Below are 16,313 nucleotides of genomic sequence, written 5' to 3' on the forward strand. Positions count from 1 at the left end.
ACCTACATGGACTGAGCCACCGCTATCGCGGGCAAGCCCGCTCCCACAGTGCTCGTGCAAAAATTCGCATTGACACCCAATCATATGATGATTAGCGTGAGCCACCCATAAAGAGTGTCCGCGGGGTTTCCATGTCCAGCAGTTTTCATGCATCGACCGTCGATTGGCTGGGTGGCTGGATCGCCGCCGGCCAGGTCAAGCCTGGGCAGACCATCAAGGTCGAGGCGGACCTGGGGGAACAACTGGGGGTCAGCCGCACGGTCATCCGCGAGGCGATCAAGACTCTGGTGGCCAAGGGCATGCTGGAAGTCGGGCCAAAAGTCGGTACGCGGGTCTTGCCGGTGCGACGCTGGAATCTGTTCGATCCACAGGTCGTCGGTTGGCTATCGCGCAGCGGGCTGCCGGAGAACTTTGTCGACGACCTGCTCGACTTGCGTCGCACCATCGAGCCCATGGCGGTGCGTTGGGCCTGCGAGCGGGCGACCGCCGAACAGATAGAGGCAATCCGTCTGGCCTATCATGCGCTGGAGCGGGCCGTGGACAGCGACGCCGACTACAACCGCGCCGACCAGTATTTCCACGAGTGCATCCTTGCCGCCAGCCACAATCAATTCATCGAGCAAATGGTCCCGGCGTTGGGTGCGTTGCTGGCGGTGTCGTTCGAGGTGTCGGCGGCCGATCCGGATGAACTGCGCCGCACTTTACCCATTCACAAGGATATCGCCGACGCCATCGCCGCCCGTGACGCTGCGCGGGGTGTCTGGGCCTGCATGACCTTGATCGATAACGCTGACCTGGCTATCAAGCGCTTTTACCCTGACTTGATGGCCGGTCGTACAGACACTACCGGGCAAGCCGGAAACAGGAGGATTCAATGATGTGGACGGCTGTGACGGAACACCGGGCGAAACTGGGCGAGGGGCCGTTCTGGGATGAGGCGACCCAGGCGTTGTATTGGGTTGACATCGCGGGCAAGCAGGCGCTGCGGTTGATCGGCGCCAACGTGGATATCTGGCAGATGCCCGAGCACGTCTCCGCGTTCATCCCGACGCAAAGCGGCGATGCCCTGGTGACGCTGAGCAGTGGCGTTTACCGGTTGGACCTGGAATCGCCGGGCCTGGAGCCCCGGTTAACGTTGCTGTGCATGGCCGACCCCCAGCCTGGCAATCGGGCCAACGAAGCCCGTTGTGATGCGTTGGGCCGGCTCTGGCTCGGCACCATGCAGAACAACATTGGCGAAAATGGCGAAGACCTGCCCATCGAGCGGCGCTCGGGTGGCCTGTTTCGCGTGGGTGGCGATGGCCGGGTCATGCCATTACTGCGCGGACTTGGCATCCCCAACACGCTGTTATGGTCCCCCGACGGGACCACGGTGTATTTCGGTGAAAGCCTCGACGGCACGTTGTACCGGCACTTCATTCATCCCGATGGCAACCTGGCGCCAGCCGAGGTCTGGTTCGGCCCTCACTCGCGCGGTGGCCCGGATGGTTCGGCAATGGACGCCCGGGGGTATATCTGGAATGCCCGCTGGGATGGCAGCTGCCTGCTGCGGTTGAGTCCGGATGGCCATGTCGACCGGGTCATCGAGCTGCCAGTCAGTCGCCCCACCAGTTGTGTGTTCGGTGGCGAGGATCTCAAGACGTTGTACATCACCAGCGCGGCGAGCCCGCTGGGACATCCCTTGGACGGTGCGGTGCTGTCCATGCGGGTTGATATCCCGGGCGTAGCCTGCACACGGTTTGCGGGTTAAATCCCAAAATATGGGATGTAAATATATATATTGAGATTGTTTGGCGGACGGGTTTATAGTCGGTCCCATCAGCGATACGCACTTACAAAAAAAACAAAGCAGGTGAAGTTTCCATGGCTGAACCCCTTTCCTTGCCGCCGGTGCCCGAGCCACCGAAGGGCGAGCGACTGAAGAACAAGGTCGTGCTGCTGACGGGCGCCGCCCAAGGCATTGGCGAGGCGATCGTCGCTGCGTTCGCCTCGCAGCAGGCTCGGCTGGTGATCAGCGATATCCAGGCTGAAAAAGTCGAGGAGGTCGCCGCGCATTGGCGTGAGCGCGGCGCCGACGTGCAGGCATTGAAAGTCGATGTATCGAACCAGCAGGACCTGCACGCCATGGCCCGTCGCGCCGTGGAGCTGCATGGCCGCATTGATGTGCTGGTGAACTGCGCCGGGGTCAATGTGTTCCGTGACCCGCTGCAAATGACCGAAGAAGATTGGCGACGCTGCTTCGCCATCGACCTGGACGGCGCCTGGTATGGCTGCAAGGCCGTGTTGCCACAGATGATCGAGCAGGGCGCCGGCAGCATCATCAACATCGCTTCGACCCATTCGTCCCACATCATTCCCGGTTGCTTCCCTTACCCGGTGGCCAAGCACGGCTTGATGGGGCTGACCCGCGCCCTGGGCATCGAATACGCACCCAAGGGCCTGCGCGTGAATGCCATCGCGCCGGGCTATATCGAAACCCAACTGAACATCGATTACTGGAACGGCTTCGCCGACCCTCATGCCGAGCGCCAGCGAGCAATGGACCTGCACCCGCCACGGCGTATCGGCCAGCCGATCGAGGTGGCGATGACGGCCGTGTTCCTGGCCAGCGACGAAGCTCCATTCATCAACGCGTCATGCATCACCCTCGATGGTGGGCGTTCGGTCATGTATCACGACTGAAATGTCCGGGGTCGCAGGCATCAATGTGCCTGTCATCCAATCATCATACGATATGACTATTTGGATCTATGCTGTAGCAACACGACTTGACCGCCCGGCCTGCGCAGTACCACCGATGGTGGAGTAGAAACCGGACGTTTGGCTTTCAATAAAAAAAACAAGGAGTCAGCTATGAATCATCGCCGTGGGATTCGTTCCCTGTGCCGCGCCGCCCTGGCGGTTACCGCGTTCAGCCTCAGCAGCAGTCTGCTGGCGGCTGAGGAAGTGAAAATCGGTTTCCTGGTCAAGCAGGCCGAGGAACCCTGGTTCCAGACTGAATGGGCATTCGCTGAAAAAGCCGGCAAGGATAAGGGCTTCAAAGTCATCAAGATCGCCGTGCCTGACGGCGAGAAGACCCTCTCGGCCATCGACAGTCTTGCCGCCAACGGCGCCAAGGGTTTTGTCATTTGCCCGCCGGACGTGTCTCTGGGCCCGGCCATCATGGCCAAGGCCAAGCTCAACGATTTGAAAGTCATCGCGGTGGACGACCGCTTCGTCGATGCCAGCGGCAAGTTCATGGAGGATGTGCCGTACCTGGGCATGGCCGCATTCGAAGTGGGCCAGAAGCAAGGGGCCGCCATGGCCGCTGAGGCGAAGAAACGCGGTTGGGACTGGAAAGACACCTACGCGGTGATCAACACCTTCAACGAACTGGACACCGGCAAGAAACGCACCGACGGTTCGGTCGACGCCCTCAAGAAAGCCGGCATGCCGGAGGACCACATCCTCTACTCGGCACTCAAGACGCTCGACGTACCGGGCAGCATGGATTCCACCAACTCCGCGTTGGTGAAACTGCCCAGCGCTGCGAAGAACCTGATCATCGGCGGCATGAACGACAACACCGTGCTGGGCGGCGTGCGCGCCACCGAAGCCGCCGGCTTCAAGGCAGCCAACGTGATCGGCATCGGCATCAACGGCACCGACGCCATCGGCGAGTTGAAGAAACCCGAGAGCGGCTTCTTCGGCTCGATGCTGCCTAGTCCGCACATCGAAGGCTACAAGACTGCCGAGATGATGTTCGAGTGGGTTACCACCGGCAAGGAACCGCCAAAGTACACCGCCATGGACGAGGTGACGCTGATCACCCGGGAGAACTTCAAGCAGGAGCTGGAAAAGATCGGTCTGTGGAATTGATGGCCGGTTGATTCAAAAAGCGGTGCCGGTGTCCGTTCTGCGGTCTGCAGGACGGCCACGCAGGCGGCGCCGCTTGATCTCTGTGAGTTCGAGGTGGTTATGCAAGCGCAGACAGCGACACAGCAATACAGCATCGGCGGCAGCTTGCGGTTCAACGGGATCGGCAAATCCTTTCCCGGTGTGCAGGCGCTGGCCAATATCAGTTTCGTCGCCCATCCGGGACAGGTTCATGCCTTGATGGGTGAGAACGGCGCGGGCAAGTCCACGTTGTTGAAGATTCTCGGCGGTGCCTATATCCCGAGCAGCGGCGAGTTGCAGATCGGCGAGCAGACGATGGCCTTCAAATGCACCGCCGACAGCATCGCCAGCGGTGTGGCAGTGATCCACCAGGAATTGCACCTGGTGCCGGAAATGACCGTCGCCGAAAACCTGTTCCTGGGGCATTTGCCGGCTCGTTTCGGCCTGGTCAATCGCGGCGTGCTGCGCCAGCAGGCGTTGGCGCTGCTCAAAGGCCTGGCCGATGAGATCGACCCCCAGGAAAAAGTCGGGCGTCTGTCCCTTGGTCAGCGGCAGTTGGTGGAAATCGCCAAGGCCTTGTCCCGGGGCGCCCACGTTATTGCTTTCGACGAACCCACCAGCAGCCTTTCGGCACGGGAAATCGACCGTCTGATGGCGATCATTGCGCGCCTGCGGGACGAGGGCAAAGTCGTGCTTTACGTCAGCCACCGCATGGAAGAAGTGTTTCGCATCTGCGACGCGGTGACGGTGTTCAAGGATGGCCGCTACGTGCGGACCTTCGAAGACATGGGCGAACTGACCCATGACCAGTTAGTGACATGCATGGTTGGCCGCGATATCGAGGACATCTATGACTACCGCCCCCGCGAGCGCGGCGAGGTCGCGTTGCAGGTGGATCGGTTGCTCGGTCCTGGGCTACGCGAGCCGGTCAGTTTCCAGGTGCACAAAGGCGAGATCCTTGGGCTGTTCGGGCTGGTGGGGGCCGGGCGCACCGAGCTGCTGCGCTTGCTCAGCGGCCTGGAGCGTCAGACCGATGGGCGATTGCTGCTGCAGGGTGAGGAGCTGAAGCTGCGCTCACCTCGGGATGCCATCGCCGCCGGCGTGCTGCTCTGCCCGGAAGATCGCAAGAAGGAAGGCATCATGCCGCTGGCCAGTGTCGGCGAGAACATCAACATCAGCGCCCGCAGCGCCCATTCCACTTTTGGTTGCCTGTTGCGCGGCGACTGGGAACGGGGCAACGCCGACAAACAGATCAAGGCGTTGAAGGTGAAGACCCCGACGGCGGGGCAGAAAATCATGTACCTGTCCGGCGGTAATCAGCAAAAAGCGATCCTCGGTCGCTGGCTGTCGATGCCGATGAAGGTTCTGCTGCTGGACGAGCCGACCCGTGGCATCGACATCGGCGCCAAGGCCGAGATCTATCAGATCATCCACAACCTGGCGGCCGAGGGCATTGCCGTGATCGTGGTGTCCAGCGACCTGATGGAAGTAATGGGCATTTCCGACCGAATCCTGGTGCTCTGCGAAGGGGCCATGCGTGGCGAACTGCCGCGTGACCAGGCCAATGAATCCAACCTGCTGCAACTGGCGCTGCCACGCCAACGCGTTGCCGACGCGGCGAACTGAGAGGTAATCATGACCATTCAAAACAATGCACTGCCGACGGCACGCAAACCCCTGGACATGCGGCGTTTTCTGGACGACTGGGCCATGCTGCTGGCGGCTATCGGGGTCTTCGTGCTCTGCACGCTGATGATCGATAACTTTTTGTCGCCGCTGAACATGCGAGGCCTGGGGCTGGCGATCTCCACCACCGGCATTGCGGCCTGCACCATGTTGTATTGCCTGGCGTCCGGTCACTTCGACCTGTCGGTCGGCTCGGTGATCGCCTGTGCTGGTGTGGTCGCGGCGGTGGTAATGCGTGACACCAACAGCGTCTTCCTGGGGATCAGTGCAGCGCTGGTGATGGGGCTGATCGTCGGCCTGATCAACGGCATCGTCATCGCCAAGCTGCGGGTCAACGCGCTGATTACGACGCTGGCGACCATGCAGATCGTCAGGGGCCTGGCTTACATCTTCGCCAACGGTAAAGCGGTGGGCATCTCCCAGGAGTCGTTCTTTGTCTATGGCAACGGCCAGTTGTTCGGTGTGCCGGTGCCTATCCTGATCACCATCGTCTGCTTCCTGTTCTTTGGCTGGTTGCTGAACTACACCACCTACGGGCGCAACACCATGGCCATCGGGGGCAACCAGGAAGCGGCACTGCTGGCGGGGGTGAACGTTGATCGCACCAAGATCATCATCTTTGCCGTGCATGGCGTAATCGGTGCGCTGGCGGGTGTGATCCTGGCATCGCGCATGACTTCGGGCCAACCGATGATCGGCCAGGGCTTCGAACTGACGGTGATTTCGGCCTGCGTGCTGGGCGGTGTGTCGTTGAGCGGTGGTATTGGCATGATCCGCCATGTCATTGCCGGGGTGCTGATCCTGGCGATCATCGAGAACGCGATGAACCTGAAAAACATCGACACCTTCTACCAGTACGTCATCCGTGGCTCGATCCTGCTGCTGGCGGTGGTCATTGACCGGATGAAACAGCGCTGAAGCCTGCGTCGATCGGGCGGGCCTCATCGCGAGCAGGCTCGCTCCCACAGGGTCTTGTGCCACTGCGAAACTGAGTTGCAGCGCTGATCCACTGTGGGAGCGAGCCTGCTCGCGAAGGGGGCGCCCGGGTGCCAGCGATCATGCGGCCTTGCGCAAGGCCTCGATCAGTTCCTGCTTGCGCATCTTCGAGCGGCCGGGAATATTCTTTGCCCGCGCCTCCTTCATCAGGCTATCGACCGTCTGGGCCTCATGGGAGGTCTTGCTGGTACGCGGATGGCCTTCGCGGGTCTTGGCTGCGCGACGGGCTGATTCCTTGCGATCGGTTTTCTTCTCGGCGGCCGGCTTTTTCTTCCCCGAACCGCCGGAGCGCTCGCCGCCGCCGGACTGTTTGTTCACGGTCGCCCAGGCCCGCGCTTCGGCTTCGTTCTCGGACACACCTTTTTTCTCGTAACTCTCTTCGATGTGCTCGGCCTTGCGCTTTTGCTCGGCGGTGTATTTGTCTTTGCTTCCACGAGGCATGGGCGGGTCCTCCTCAAGTATGTGACCGGGGTTATTGGCTGGCAGCGCCACCCTCTGAGCCCGACCCGCCCGTGGTGGTCTTCGAACCCACGCCGGTCTCGGCGTTATCAGGCGCGGTAGAGTCCGGCGTGGTCATGCCGCCCTGGCGACCCATGTCGTTACCCTGCACACGGGGATCGGTGCCGGTGGCGGGTGGCTGGCCATTGTTCAGGGTGCCGCCGGTGCCGTCCGTGTTCAGCTTGGGCATGCCCTGGGTGGCGGGGGAATTGGGCGCTTGCACCGGATCGGTTGGCCCGGTACCGGAAGTGGAAGCCGCGAAGGCCACCGAAGAAAGCAATGCGGCAAATGTGAACGCTGTCAGCCTTGAAGTGATCATGGTGTCGCCTCCATTTTTCAGATGCTTGCCTGATCTTGGGCCGTGGGGGGATGACGATGGTGCCTCGGGATCGACGAATGGCGCTTTCAGAAAATGAGCTTGTTGCGGCCATTCCCATGGATTGGCATGTGACGAGCGCCGCATAGCGGCTTAGTATGGCGCTTTCAATTGGCTACAAGGCCCGTTCATGTCGATCGAGATCCGTCCTGCGCAACCCAGCGATGCGCCTCAAATCCTTGCCTTCATCACCGAACTGGCCGATTACGAGAAAGCCCGTCACGAAGTCGTTGCCAGTGTGGCCGACATCGAGCGCAGTCTGTTCAGCGAAGGCTCCACCGCACACGGGTTGATCTGCCTGCGCGATGGCGTGCCGATCGGTTTCGCTGTGTTTTTCTTCAGTTATTCCACTTGGCTGGGCAGCAACTGCCTGTACCTCGAAGACCTGTACATCACGCCTGAGCAGCGCGGTGGCGGAGCGGGCAAGACCTTGCTGCGCCACCTGGCCAAGATCGCCTGCGACAACGATTGCGGTCGTTTCGAATGGAGTGTGCTGGACTGGAACACACCGGCAATCGAGTTCTACAAATCCCTCGGCGCGCAACCCCAGGAAGAATGGGTGCGCTACCGGATGGACGGCAAGGTGCTGCGGGATTTCGCCCAAGGCAACTGAGGGCTTCAGGAATAAGCGTCCCCGCCGTATTCGGCAAAGCCCGGCCGTTGTTCGAGTCGTTTGCAATAGGCGGCCACCGCCGGGTAGTCGGGACGCTCCATGGGCGTCTGGCGCCAGCGGTGCACGGACAAGCCGATGAGCACGTCCGCCAGGGAAAAGTCTGTGCCGGCCACGTAGGCGCCGGTCCGGCTGAGTTGCTGTTCAAGCAAACCCATTTTCTCGTTCCAGGCCTTGACTCCGGCGGCAATGCGCTGCGGGTCCTGGAAGTCCGGATTCTTGCGCACCAAGGCGTGGAACGCGTAGCCCCATGACGGGTTGAGCTCCGTCGCCTGCCAATCCATCCATTGCTCGACGCGCGCCCGGGCAGCCGGCTCGGTGGGCAGCAGATCGCTGCGCTCGTGTTTGCCGACCAGATAGCGGCAGATGGTGTTCGACTCCCACAGCACACCGTTCTCGTCAATGATCACCGGCACCTGGGCGTTGGGATTAAGGGCCAGGAACGCCGGGTCATGGGTGGAATTGAAGCCGATTCCCCAGTCCTCTCGTTCGTAGGGGATATCCAGTTCCTGACAGGTCCACAGCACTTTTCTGACGTTGATCGAAGAAGTGCGACCGAGGATTTTCAGCAGTTGGCCCATAAACGTTTCTCCCTGAGTGGCGAAGGCATCCAGGCAGGAACTTAACAGGGTCGCTGGCGGTTGGCGATGGGATTTAATCTTAATTTATCCCAATATATGGGAGTGATATTTATATATTGAGATTTTCCTGTGCCAAGGTTTATAGTCCGTTCCACTCACTGCCAATAAACAGAACAGGTGAAGCGGATGCAGGCGCAATTGATCGCGCTCGATTGGGGGACCACCTCCCTACGGGCTTATAAACTCGCCGCCGGAGGCGAAGTGCTCGAACAGCGTTCGCTGTCGTCGGGGATCATGCAGTTGCCCTCGGGGCCGCGGACCGTGGCGGGGCAGGTCTGCACAGACGGATTCGAATTGGCCTTCGATGATGCGTGTGGCGACTGGCTGGACGCACAGCCGGACCTGCCTGTCATTGCCTGCGGCATGGTCGGCAGTGCCCAGGGATGGCGCGAAGCGCCTTACTGCGACACGCCTGCCAACGTCGCCAACCTTGGACATTCCCTGCAAACCGTTCGCAGCCTTCGCGGTGTCGATGTGCACATCGTGCCCGGCGTGATCCAGCGTTCGCGGTTGCCCAATGTCATGCGCGGTGAAGAAACCCAGGTGCTTGGCGCGCTGCACAGCCTGCCGAACGAAGCCGTACTGATCGGCCTGCCCGGCAGTCATTCGAAATGGGTGGAGGTGGCAGACGGCTGCATCGTGCATTTCGATACCTTCATGACCGGCGAGATCTTTGCCGTTCTCAGTGACCACAGCATTCTCGGGCGCACTCAACAGCGTGGCGCGGCGTTCGACGGCCAGGCCTTCGATCGTGGTGTGCAAGTGGCGTTGTCTCCCGACGGTCAGGCCGGTCCGTTGTCCACCGTGTTCAGCGCCCGCAGCCTGGGGCTCACCGGTGAACTCGGCGCAAGCGCCCAGGCGGACTATCTCTCCGGCCTGTTGATCGGCCATGAGCTGACGGCGCTGGCAGCGGTGCAACGTCAACGACGTAACAGTGTTCATCTGCCCGCCGTGGTGTTGATCGGCAATTCACAACTCTGCGCCCGCTATCAACGGGCCCTCGACGCCTGCGGTTTTGCCCGGGTGACCCTGGCCGAACAGGCCACCGAACGTGGTTTGTGGCAACTGGCCCTGGCGGCCGGGCTGCTCGATTGCTGAACTTGACTGGAGGTCTGACATGCTCACACAAGCACTGGCGCAAAACGGGCTGATCGCGATCCTTCGCGGTTTGCGTCCCGAAGAGGCCGCCGCCATCGGCGAAGTCCTCTACAGCGCCGGATTTCGCGTCATCGAAGTACCGCTCAATTCCCCCGAGCCGTACGAAAGTATCCGCATCCTGCGCAGTACCTTGCCCGCTGATTGCCTGATCGGTGCTGGCACCGTGCTCACGCCGGAGCAGGTGGAGCAGGTCAAGGCCGCTGGCGGCCAGGTGATCGTCATGCCGCACAGCGATCCGAAAGTCTTGCGGGCGGCGAAAGCGGCGGGGTTGTACCTGTCCCCGGGCGTCGCCACGCCGACCGAAGCCTTTGCCGCGCTGGCCGAAGGTGCCCATGTGTTGAAGATGTTTCCCGCTGAGCAAATGGGCCCGGCGGTGGTCAAGGCCTGGCTTGCGGTGTTGCCGGCCGGGACCGTGCTGGTGCCGGTGGGCGGGATCACGCCGGACAACATGGCGGCGTTCGTCCAGGCCGGGGTCAAGGGCTTCGGTCTCGGTTCCGGTTTGTTCAAGCCGGGCCTGACGGCTGACGAGGTGACGGTACGCGCCAAGGCTTACGTGGCCGCGTGGAAGGCCCTGAACTGAAGAATTTTCCGGCGCTCGGCGCTGCATCCAATAAGAGAGACAAGAAGATGAAAATCACCAAACTGACCACCTTCATCGTTCCTCCGCGCTGGTGTTTCCTCAAGGTCGAAACCGACGAAGGCGTCACCGGTTGGGGCGAGCCCGTGGTCGAAGGTCGTGCCCATACGGTGGCGGCTGCCGTCGAGGAATTGTCCGACTACCTGATCGGCAAAGACCCACGCAACATCGAGGATATCTGGACCGTGTTGTATCGCGGCGGCTTCTACCGGGGCGGGGCGGTGCACATGAGCGCCCTGGCCGGTATCGACCAGGCGTTGTGGGACATCAAGGGCAAGGCACTGGGCGTGTCGGTCAGCGATTTGCTCGGCGGCCAGGTGCGCGACAAGATCCGCGTCTATTCGTGGATCGGCGGCGACCGTCCGGCCGACACCGCCCGTGCCGCGAAAGAGGCGGTAGGGCGCGGGTTCACCGCCGTGAAGATGAACGGCACCGAAGAGCTGCAATTCCTCGACACCTTTGAAAAAGTCGACCTGGCCCTCGCCAACGTTGCGGCAGTGCGCGATGCGGTGGGACCGAACGTCGGCATCGGCGTGGACTTCCACGGCCGGGTTCATAAGCCCATGGCCAAGGTGCTGATGAAAGAACTCGACCCCTTCAAGCTGATGTTCATCGAAGAGCCGGTGCTCAGCGAAAACTACGAATCCCTCAAGGAGCTGGCGCCGCTGACCAGCACGCCGATCGCCTTGGGCGAGCGCTTGTTCTCCCGCTGGGATTTCAAGCGTGTGCTCAGCGAAGGCTACGTGGACATCATCCAGCCGGACGCATCCCACGCCGGCGGCATCACCGAAACCCGCAAGATCGCCAACATGGCCGAAGCCTACGACGTGGCTCTGGCGCTGCATTGCCCGCTGGGCCCCATCGCGCTGGCGGCCTGCCTGCAACTGGACGCGGCCTGCTACAACGCCTTCATCCAGGAGCAGAGCCTGGGCATTCACTACAACGAGAGCAACGACCTGCTGGATTACGTCAAGGATGCGCGGGTGTTTGATTACGAAAAAGGTTTCGTGAAGATCCCCAATGGCCCGGGCCTGGGCATCGAGATCAACGAGGAGTACGTCATCGAGCGCGCCGCCGTCGGCCACCGCTGGCGCAACCCGATCTGGCGGCATGCCGATGGCAGTTTTGCGGAGTGGTGAATCACGCCTGACTCACCCAGCCCTCTTGTGGGAGCGAGCCTGCTCGCGATAGCGACGTGTCAGTTGACTCAGCTGTGACTGACACACCATCGCGAGCAGGCTCGCTCCCACAAATTGATCTCCACAAGCCGGGAGATCTCCAGCAAAGCGCCCGCCCCCTCAATAAACATAAAAAGAGGCACCTCACATGCAAGCGCACACCCTGAGCGCGCAGGCGTCGTTGGTGACGCCCAGCCGCAAGCGTTTTTTCATCATGGTCCTGCTGTTCATCACGGTGGTGATCAACTACCTGGACCGCAGCAACCTGTCCATCGCCGCCCCCGCGCTGACCAGTGACCTGGGGATCGATCCGATTCATGTCGGGCTGATCTTCTCGGCGTTCGGCTGGACCTATGCGGCCATGCAGATTCCCGGCGGCTGGCTGGTGGACCGGGTGCCACCGCGCATTCTCTACAGTGCCGCGCTGCTGCTGTGGTCGGTGGCGACGGTGATGCTGGGTTTTGCCGCCAGTTTCATCGCATTGTTCGTGTTGCGTATGGCGGTCGGTGCGCTGGAAGCGCCGGCTTATCCGATCAACAGTCGCGTAGTCACCACCTGGTTTCCTGAGCGCGAACGGGCCACGGCCATAGGTTTCTACACCTCCGGGCAGTTTGTCGGTCTGGCATTCCTGACGCCCGTACTGGCCTGGCTGCAGCATGCGTTCGGCTGGCACATGGTGTTCGTGGCAACCGGCGCGGTGGGCATTCTCTGGGCGGTGATCTGGTACGCGGTGTACCGCGAACCCCGTGATTTCAAAGGGGCCAACGCGGGCGAAATCGAACTGATCCGCGAAGGTGGCGGGTTAGTGGATATCCAGGCCGACACGGCCAAGGTCAAGGTGAAATTCAGCTGGAGCGATTTGGGCATCGTCCTGTCCCAGCGCAAATTGTGGGGCATTTACCTGGGCCAGTTCTGCCTGAACTCCACGCTGTGGTTTTTCCTGACCTGGTTCCCCACCTACCTGGTGAAATATCGCGGTATGGATTTCATCAAGTCCGGTCTGCTGGCGTCGCTGCCATTTCTCGCGGCGTTCGTCGGCGTGCTGTGTTCCGGCTTCTTTTCCGACTGGCTGATCCGTCGCGGTACCAGCGTAGGTTTTGCACGCAAGCTGCCGATCATTGGCGGGTTGCTGATCTCCACGTCGATCATCGGTGCCAATTTTGTCGAATCGACACCGCTGGTGATCGCCTTCCTGGCGCTGGCGTTCTTTGGTAATGGGCTGGCTTCGATCACCTGGTCGTTGGTGTCCACCTTGGCGCCGGCGCGTCTGCTCGGGCTGACGGGTGGGGTGTTCAACTTCATCGGGAATCTCGCCGCCATTGCCACGCCGATTGTGATTGGTTTCCTGGCCAACGGCGATTCGTTTGCCCCGGCCATCACCTATATCGCTGTACTGGCATTGGCAGGTGCGCTGTCTTACATCTTGCTGGTGGGGAAGGTCGAGCGCATCGAGTTGTAGTCAGACGAGGCGGGCGACCATAATGCCGCCCGTTCCCCGATCACTGTTGAAGGCCGGATATGCAGCAAGACGATCCAAAAATCACCAAGGACGCAGCGCCTACAGGCACCCAGACATTGCTGCGCGGCCTGGGTGTGGTCCAGGCGGTTGCCAGCGGTGCCCGGGACTTGAAGGAGATCGCCCGGCTGATCGGCACCACCCGCAGCACCACACATCGCCTGGCCAGTTGCCTGGTAGACGAACGTTACCTGCGCGTGGTGCCGCAAGTGGGCTACCTGTTGGGGCCCAAGTTGATCGAGCTGGGTTTCCAGGCGCGCGAAGAGTTGCCGCTGGTCAACCTGGCGGGGCCATATCTGGATGAGCTGTCGGCGCTGACCGGCGACACGGTGCATCTGGCGATTCGCGAGGGCGACGAGGTCTTGTACCTGTTGAAAAATCCGGGCCGCTACGGTCCGGAGATGCGTTCGCGCGTAGGTCATCGCATGCCGTTGGCGCGCACGGGGATCGGCAAGGCGCTGATGCTGGACGACACCGAGGAGCAGTGGCAAAGGTTGTTTGAAATCAGCCAGCCGGCGGCAGGGAAGAATCAGTTCTGGCCGCAGCATCAAGAGCAATCCTGGGAGCAGTTCCAGCAGCGGATGCGCGAATATGTGGCGGGAGGCTACGCGTTCGACCTGGAAGACAACGAACCGTCGATTCGCTGCGTGGCGGCGCCGATCCGCGATGCGGGCAAGCGCATCGTCGCGGGTATCAGCATTGCCAGCACCGTGCCTTACATGCCGCTGGAAAAAATGGCCGAGCTGATTCCCCTGGTCAAAGGGGTCACAGCCCGGCTGTCGGCGGAGTTGGGCGCGAAGGTCTGATGAGTGGCCTGTGTGGCTAATTCATGCATTCGACTTCGGCGCCAGAACTTGAGTACACGAATCAACCATACAGGCCGCTGCGTCAGGCCTTGAGGGTCGCCATGTCGATGACGAAGCGGTATTTGACGTCGCCGGCGATCATGCGGCTATAGGCTTCATTGATCTGACGGATGTCGAGCATCTCGATGTCGCAGCTGATGTTATGTTCGGCGCAGAAATCCAGCACTTCCTGGGTTTCGGCGATTCCGCCAATCAACGAGCCGGCCAGAACCCGACGGCCCATGATCAGATTGGCCGCATGGACCGGCGGATCGATCGGCTCGACCAGCCCCACCAGGATGTGCACACCGTCGAACCGCAGGGTGCTCAGGTACGGGTTGAGGTCGTGCTGCACCGGAATGGTGTCCAGCAGGAAGTTGAACCGACCGGCCGCGGCGGTCATCTGTTCGGCGTCCGTGGACACGATCACATGGTCGGCGCCCTGGCGACGGGCTTCTTCGGCCTTGCTGGCCGAGCGGGTAAACAACGTCACTTCCGCGCCCATGGCCTTGGCGAACTTGATGCCCATGTGGCCCAGTCCGCCCATGCCCAACACGCCGACCTTGTCGCCGGCTTTTACGCCAAAGTGCTTGAGGGGCGAGTAGGTGGTGATGCCGGCACAGAGAATCGGTGCGGCGCTGGCCGGGTCGAGCGCGGCCGGGATGCGCAGCACGAAGTGCTCCCTGACCACGATGCTGTTGGAGTAACCGCCCATGGTGTGCCCGCCGCTGACACGGTCCGGGCTGGCATAGGTCTGGGTCATGCCCTCTAAACAGAATTGTTCCAGGTCGGCGCGACAGGCATCGCATTGGCGGCAGGAGTCGACCATGCAGCCGACGCCCACCAGGTCGCCAACCTTGTAGCGCGTAACATTCGCACCGACGGCGGTAACCTTGCCGACGATTTCGTGACCGGGCATCAGCGGGTAAACAGCGATGCCCCATTCGTTGCGGGCCTGGTGGATATCGGAGTGACAGACGCCGCAGTAGAGAATGTCGATTGCCACGTCGTCGGCCTGCGGGCTGCGCCGTTCAAACTTCATGGGGGCGAGGGGCGCGGTGGGCGATTGGGCGGCGTATCCGATGGCGGTGTACATAATGAACCTCGCTTAGCAGTGAACAGTGAGGCGGTCTATTCTGGTAGTCGTGGCGACATGGGGCGATGGCGATTCCTACGGGTGTCATGCCTAATCCTCCGACCTTGGCCGTGGATTGATCCTATGGAGTGCCAGACCTGCGATGATGTTCCCATCCCTTTTGCCGTGAAGTCTTTCCCATGTTGTTGACCCGCCATCTCGATGCCAACGCGGCGCTGGTTTCGCTGATCGAACCCTTGGCGAACCGTGACGGTTTCATCCCTACGCGATTGCCTGGCGTACAAGTGCTGCGGTGCAGCCAGGATATCGCCCGTGGTCCGCAGCTCTACGAACCGAGCCTGGTCATCATCGCCCAGGGCAGCAAACTGGCGTACCTGGGGCCTCGCACGTTGGAGTACGGCGCGGGGCATTACCTGATCCAGGCGTTGCCGGTGCCGTTCGAATGCGAAACCTATGCCATGCCCGATGCTCCGCTGCTCGGGATTTCCGTTGCGATCGATCGGGCGATGTTGGGAGAGCTGGTGCTGACCATGGGGTTGACGCCGGGGCGAAGCCTGGCAGCCCAGACGCCGGAGTCCATGACCAGCGCCGAGCTCGATGACGCCATGCGTGGTTGTGTCGAACGTCTGTTGCAGTGCTTGCATGATCCGTTGGAGTGCCAGGTCATGGGCCAGGCGCGGCTGCGGGAGTTGCTGTTCGTTGCCTTGCGCGGACCCCAGGCTGACGTATTGCGGGCGTTGGTGGAGCAGCATGGGCAATTCGCCCGGATTGCCGCGGCCCTGAGTCATCTGCATGCGCATTTCACCGAGCCGTTGAACGTCGAGACATTGGCCAGTTGCGCCAACATGAGCGCTTCGACGTTTCATGAGCATTTCAAGCGCAGCACGTTGCTCTCGCCGGTGCAGTACCTCAAGCGTTTGCGTCTGCTGAAGGCGCAACGGTTGTTGCTCGTCGAAGGGCTGGGCGTGGCGCAGGTGGCACATCAGGTGGGGTATCAGAGCTCGTCGCAGTTCAGTCGGGAGTACAAGCGTTATTTCGAGCGTAGCCCAGGGGAGGAGCGCGCGGCTTGATCCGCTGAAGATCCTTTGTGGGGTTGTAGGAACCGCACGCAACAAAAAGGCCCCCATTGCGGGAGCCTCG

The 16,313-nt window shown here is 61.4% G+C and carries 17 protein-coding genes; 13 read left to right on the top strand and 4 right to left on the bottom strand.

What is annotated here, in order from left to right:
* Nucleotides 1-131 precede the first annotated feature (131 nt).
* The 6 genes from EGM97_RS06990 (at nucleotide 132) to araH (ending at nucleotide 6,480) form a co-directional block, all read left to right on the top strand.
* On the top strand, nucleotides 132-878 hold the full coding sequence (locus EGM97_RS06990) for a FadR/GntR family transcriptional regulator (protein ID WP_238962734.1): 747 nt from the start codon (nucleotides 132-134) through the stop codon (nucleotides 876-878).
* The gene (locus EGM97_RS06995) at nucleotides 875-1,750 is read left to right on the top strand and encodes an SMP-30/gluconolactonase/LRE family protein (RefSeq protein ID WP_238962733.1); all 876 of its coding nucleotides are present in this window, start codon (nucleotides 875-877) and stop codon (nucleotides 1,748-1,750) included. Before EGM97_RS06990 ends, EGM97_RS06995 begins: the two co-directional genes overlap by 4 nt.
* 113 nt (nucleotides 1,751-1,863) lie before the next feature.
* The gene (locus EGM97_RS07000; protein ID WP_238962732.1) at nucleotides 1,864-2,682 is read left to right on the top strand and encodes an SDR family oxidoreductase; all 819 of its coding nucleotides are present in this window, start codon (nucleotides 1,864-1,866) and stop codon (nucleotides 2,680-2,682) included.
* 171 nt (nucleotides 2,683-2,853) lie between these two features.
* Nucleotides 2,854-3,858, top strand: a complete 1,005-nt coding sequence (locus EGM97_RS07005) for a substrate-binding domain-containing protein (RefSeq protein WP_053150209.1) — start codon at nucleotides 2,854-2,856, stop codon at nucleotides 3,856-3,858.
* A 99-nt stretch (nucleotides 3,859-3,957) separates the two neighbouring features.
* On the top strand, nucleotides 3,958-5,502 hold the full coding sequence (gene araG / locus EGM97_RS07010) for an L-arabinose ABC transporter ATP-binding protein AraG (protein ID WP_238962731.1): 1,545 nt from the start codon (nucleotides 3,958-3,960) through the stop codon (nucleotides 5,500-5,502).
* A 9-nt stretch (nucleotides 5,503-5,511) separates the two neighbouring features.
* Nucleotides 5,512-6,480, top strand: coding sequence for an L-arabinose ABC transporter permease AraH (araH, locus tag EGM97_RS07015; protein ID WP_053150214.1), 969 nt, complete (start codon nucleotides 5,512-5,514; stop codon nucleotides 6,478-6,480).
* 138 nt (nucleotides 6,481-6,618) lie between these two features.
* Here the strand turns inward: araH and EGM97_RS07020 are convergent, their stop codons facing one another.
* Nucleotides 6,619-6,999, bottom strand: coding sequence for a Rho termination factor N-terminal domain-containing protein (locus EGM97_RS07020; RefSeq protein ID WP_238962730.1), 381 nt, complete (start codon nucleotides 6,997-6,999; stop codon nucleotides 6,619-6,621).
* 31 nt (nucleotides 7,000-7,030) lie between these two features.
* The gene (locus EGM97_RS07025) at nucleotides 7,031-7,375 is read right to left on the bottom strand and encodes a hypothetical protein (protein ID WP_238962729.1); all 345 of its coding nucleotides are present in this window, start codon (nucleotides 7,373-7,375) and stop codon (nucleotides 7,031-7,033) included.
* Between the two features lie 187 nt (nucleotides 7,376-7,562).
* Between EGM97_RS07025 and EGM97_RS07030 the strand changes: the two genes are divergently transcribed.
* Nucleotides 7,563-8,045 carry a GNAT family N-acetyltransferase gene (locus tag EGM97_RS07030; protein WP_238962728.1) on the top strand — a complete coding sequence of 161 codons (483 nt, stop codon included), beginning with the start codon at nucleotides 7,563-7,565 and terminating at the stop codon, nucleotides 8,043-8,045.
* A gap of 5 nt (nucleotides 8,046-8,050) precedes the next feature.
* Here EGM97_RS07030 and EGM97_RS07035 read toward each other — a convergent pair whose 3' ends face one another.
* Complete coding sequence (locus tag EGM97_RS07035) at nucleotides 8,051-8,683, bottom strand: glutathione S-transferase family protein (RefSeq protein WP_238962727.1); 633 nt, start codon at nucleotides 8,681-8,683, stop codon at nucleotides 8,051-8,053.
* Between the two features lie 186 nt (nucleotides 8,684-8,869).
* On the opposite strand from EGM97_RS07035, the gene EGM97_RS07040 reads away from it, so the two are divergent.
* The 5 genes from EGM97_RS07040 (at nucleotide 8,870) to EGM97_RS07060 (ending at nucleotide 14,038) form a co-directional block, all read left to right on the top strand.
* Nucleotides 8,870-9,841, top strand: a complete 972-nt coding sequence (locus EGM97_RS07040) for a 2-dehydro-3-deoxygalactonokinase (RefSeq protein ID WP_238962726.1) — start codon at nucleotides 8,870-8,872, stop codon at nucleotides 9,839-9,841.
* Nucleotides 9,842-9,860: 19 nt separating this feature from the next.
* Nucleotides 9,861-10,481: a 2-dehydro-3-deoxy-6-phosphogalactonate aldolase gene (locus tag EGM97_RS07045; protein WP_238962725.1), complete on the top strand. Its 621-nt coding sequence runs from the start codon at nucleotides 9,861-9,863 to the stop codon at nucleotides 10,479-10,481.
* A gap of 47 nt (nucleotides 10,482-10,528) precedes the next feature.
* A complete protein-coding gene (gene dgoD, locus EGM97_RS07050; RefSeq protein WP_238962724.1) occupies nucleotides 10,529-11,677 on the top strand; it encodes a galactonate dehydratase in 1,149 nt (382 codons plus the stop codon).
* Between the two features lie 187 nt (nucleotides 11,678-11,864).
* Complete coding sequence (locus tag EGM97_RS07055) at nucleotides 11,865-13,175, top strand: MFS transporter (RefSeq protein WP_238962723.1); 1,311 nt, start codon at nucleotides 11,865-11,867, stop codon at nucleotides 13,173-13,175.
* Between the two features lie 59 nt (nucleotides 13,176-13,234).
* On the top strand, nucleotides 13,235-14,038 hold the full coding sequence (locus EGM97_RS07060; protein WP_053150246.1) for an IclR family transcriptional regulator: 804 nt from the start codon (nucleotides 13,235-13,237) through the stop codon (nucleotides 14,036-14,038).
* Between the two features lie 82 nt (nucleotides 14,039-14,120).
* On the opposite strand, the gene EGM97_RS07065 is transcribed toward EGM97_RS07060, so the two are convergent.
* Complete coding sequence (locus EGM97_RS07065; protein ID WP_238962722.1) at nucleotides 14,121-15,173, bottom strand: NAD(P)-dependent alcohol dehydrogenase; 1,053 nt, start codon at nucleotides 15,171-15,173, stop codon at nucleotides 14,121-14,123.
* 179 nt (nucleotides 15,174-15,352) lie between these two features.
* Between EGM97_RS07065 and EGM97_RS07070 the strand changes: the two genes are divergently transcribed.
* The gene (locus tag EGM97_RS07070) at nucleotides 15,353-16,243 is read left to right on the top strand and encodes an AraC family transcriptional regulator (protein ID WP_238962721.1); all 891 of its coding nucleotides are present in this window, start codon (nucleotides 15,353-15,355) and stop codon (nucleotides 16,241-16,243) included.
* Nucleotides 16,244-16,313: the final 70 nt, after the last annotated feature.

This window comes from Pseudomonas sp. AF32, from assembly GCF_022342325.2.
Classification (GTDB): Bacteria; Pseudomonadota; Gammaproteobacteria; order Pseudomonadales; family Pseudomonadaceae; genus Aquipseudomonas; species Aquipseudomonas uvaldensis.

Excerpts from the sequence above, each read along its gene's own strand:
- EGM97_RS07070 (WP_238962721.1), top strand. The coding sequence starts at position 15,353 with ATGTTGTTGACCCGCCATCTCGATGCCAACGCGGCGCTGGTTTCGCTG.
- EGM97_RS07030 (WP_238962728.1), top strand. The coding sequence starts at position 7,563 with ATGTCGATCGAGATCCGTCCTGCGCAACCCAGCGATGCGCCTCAAATC.
- EGM97_RS07055 (WP_238962723.1), top strand. The coding sequence starts at position 11,865 with ATGCAAGCGCACACCCTGAGCGCGCAGGCGTCGTTGGTGACGCCCAGC.
- EGM97_RS07025 (WP_238962729.1), bottom strand. The coding sequence starts at position 7,375 with ATGATCACTTCAAGGCTGACAGCGTTCACATTTGCCGCATTGCTTTCT.
- EGM97_RS06995 (WP_238962733.1), top strand. The coding sequence starts at position 875 with ATGATGTGGACGGCTGTGACGGAACACCGGGCGAAACTGGGCGAGGGG.
- dgoD (WP_238962724.1), top strand. The coding sequence starts at position 10,529 with ATGAAAATCACCAAACTGACCACCTTCATCGTTCCTCCGCGCTGGTGT.
- EGM97_RS07000 (WP_238962732.1), top strand. The coding sequence starts at position 1,864 with ATGGCTGAACCCCTTTCCTTGCCGCCGGTGCCCGAGCCACCGAAGGGC.
- araG (WP_238962731.1), top strand. The coding sequence starts at position 3,958 with ATGCAAGCGCAGACAGCGACACAGCAATACAGCATCGGCGGCAGCTTG.
- EGM97_RS07005 (WP_053150209.1), top strand. The coding sequence starts at position 2,854 with ATGAATCATCGCCGTGGGATTCGTTCCCTGTGCCGCGCCGCCCTGGCG.
- EGM97_RS07065 (WP_238962722.1), bottom strand. The coding sequence starts at position 15,173 with ATGTACACCGCCATCGGATACGCCGCCCAATCGCCCACCGCGCCCCTC.
- EGM97_RS07035 (WP_238962727.1), bottom strand. The coding sequence starts at position 8,683 with ATGGGCCAACTGCTGAAAATCCTCGGTCGCACTTCTTCGATCAACGTC.
- EGM97_RS06990 (WP_238962734.1), top strand. The coding sequence starts at position 132 with ATGTCCAGCAGTTTTCATGCATCGACCGTCGATTGGCTGGGTGGCTGG.
- EGM97_RS07045 (WP_238962725.1), top strand. The coding sequence starts at position 9,861 with ATGCTCACACAAGCACTGGCGCAAAACGGGCTGATCGCGATCCTTCGC.
- EGM97_RS07060 (WP_053150246.1), top strand. The coding sequence starts at position 13,235 with ATGCAGCAAGACGATCCAAAAATCACCAAGGACGCAGCGCCTACAGGC.
- EGM97_RS07020 (WP_238962730.1), bottom strand. The coding sequence starts at position 6,999 with ATGCCTCGTGGAAGCAAAGACAAATACACCGCCGAGCAAAAGCGCAAG.
- araH (WP_053150214.1), top strand. The coding sequence starts at position 5,512 with ATGACCATTCAAAACAATGCACTGCCGACGGCACGCAAACCCCTGGAC.
- EGM97_RS07040 (WP_238962726.1), top strand. The coding sequence starts at position 8,870 with ATGCAGGCGCAATTGATCGCGCTCGATTGGGGGACCACCTCCCTACGG.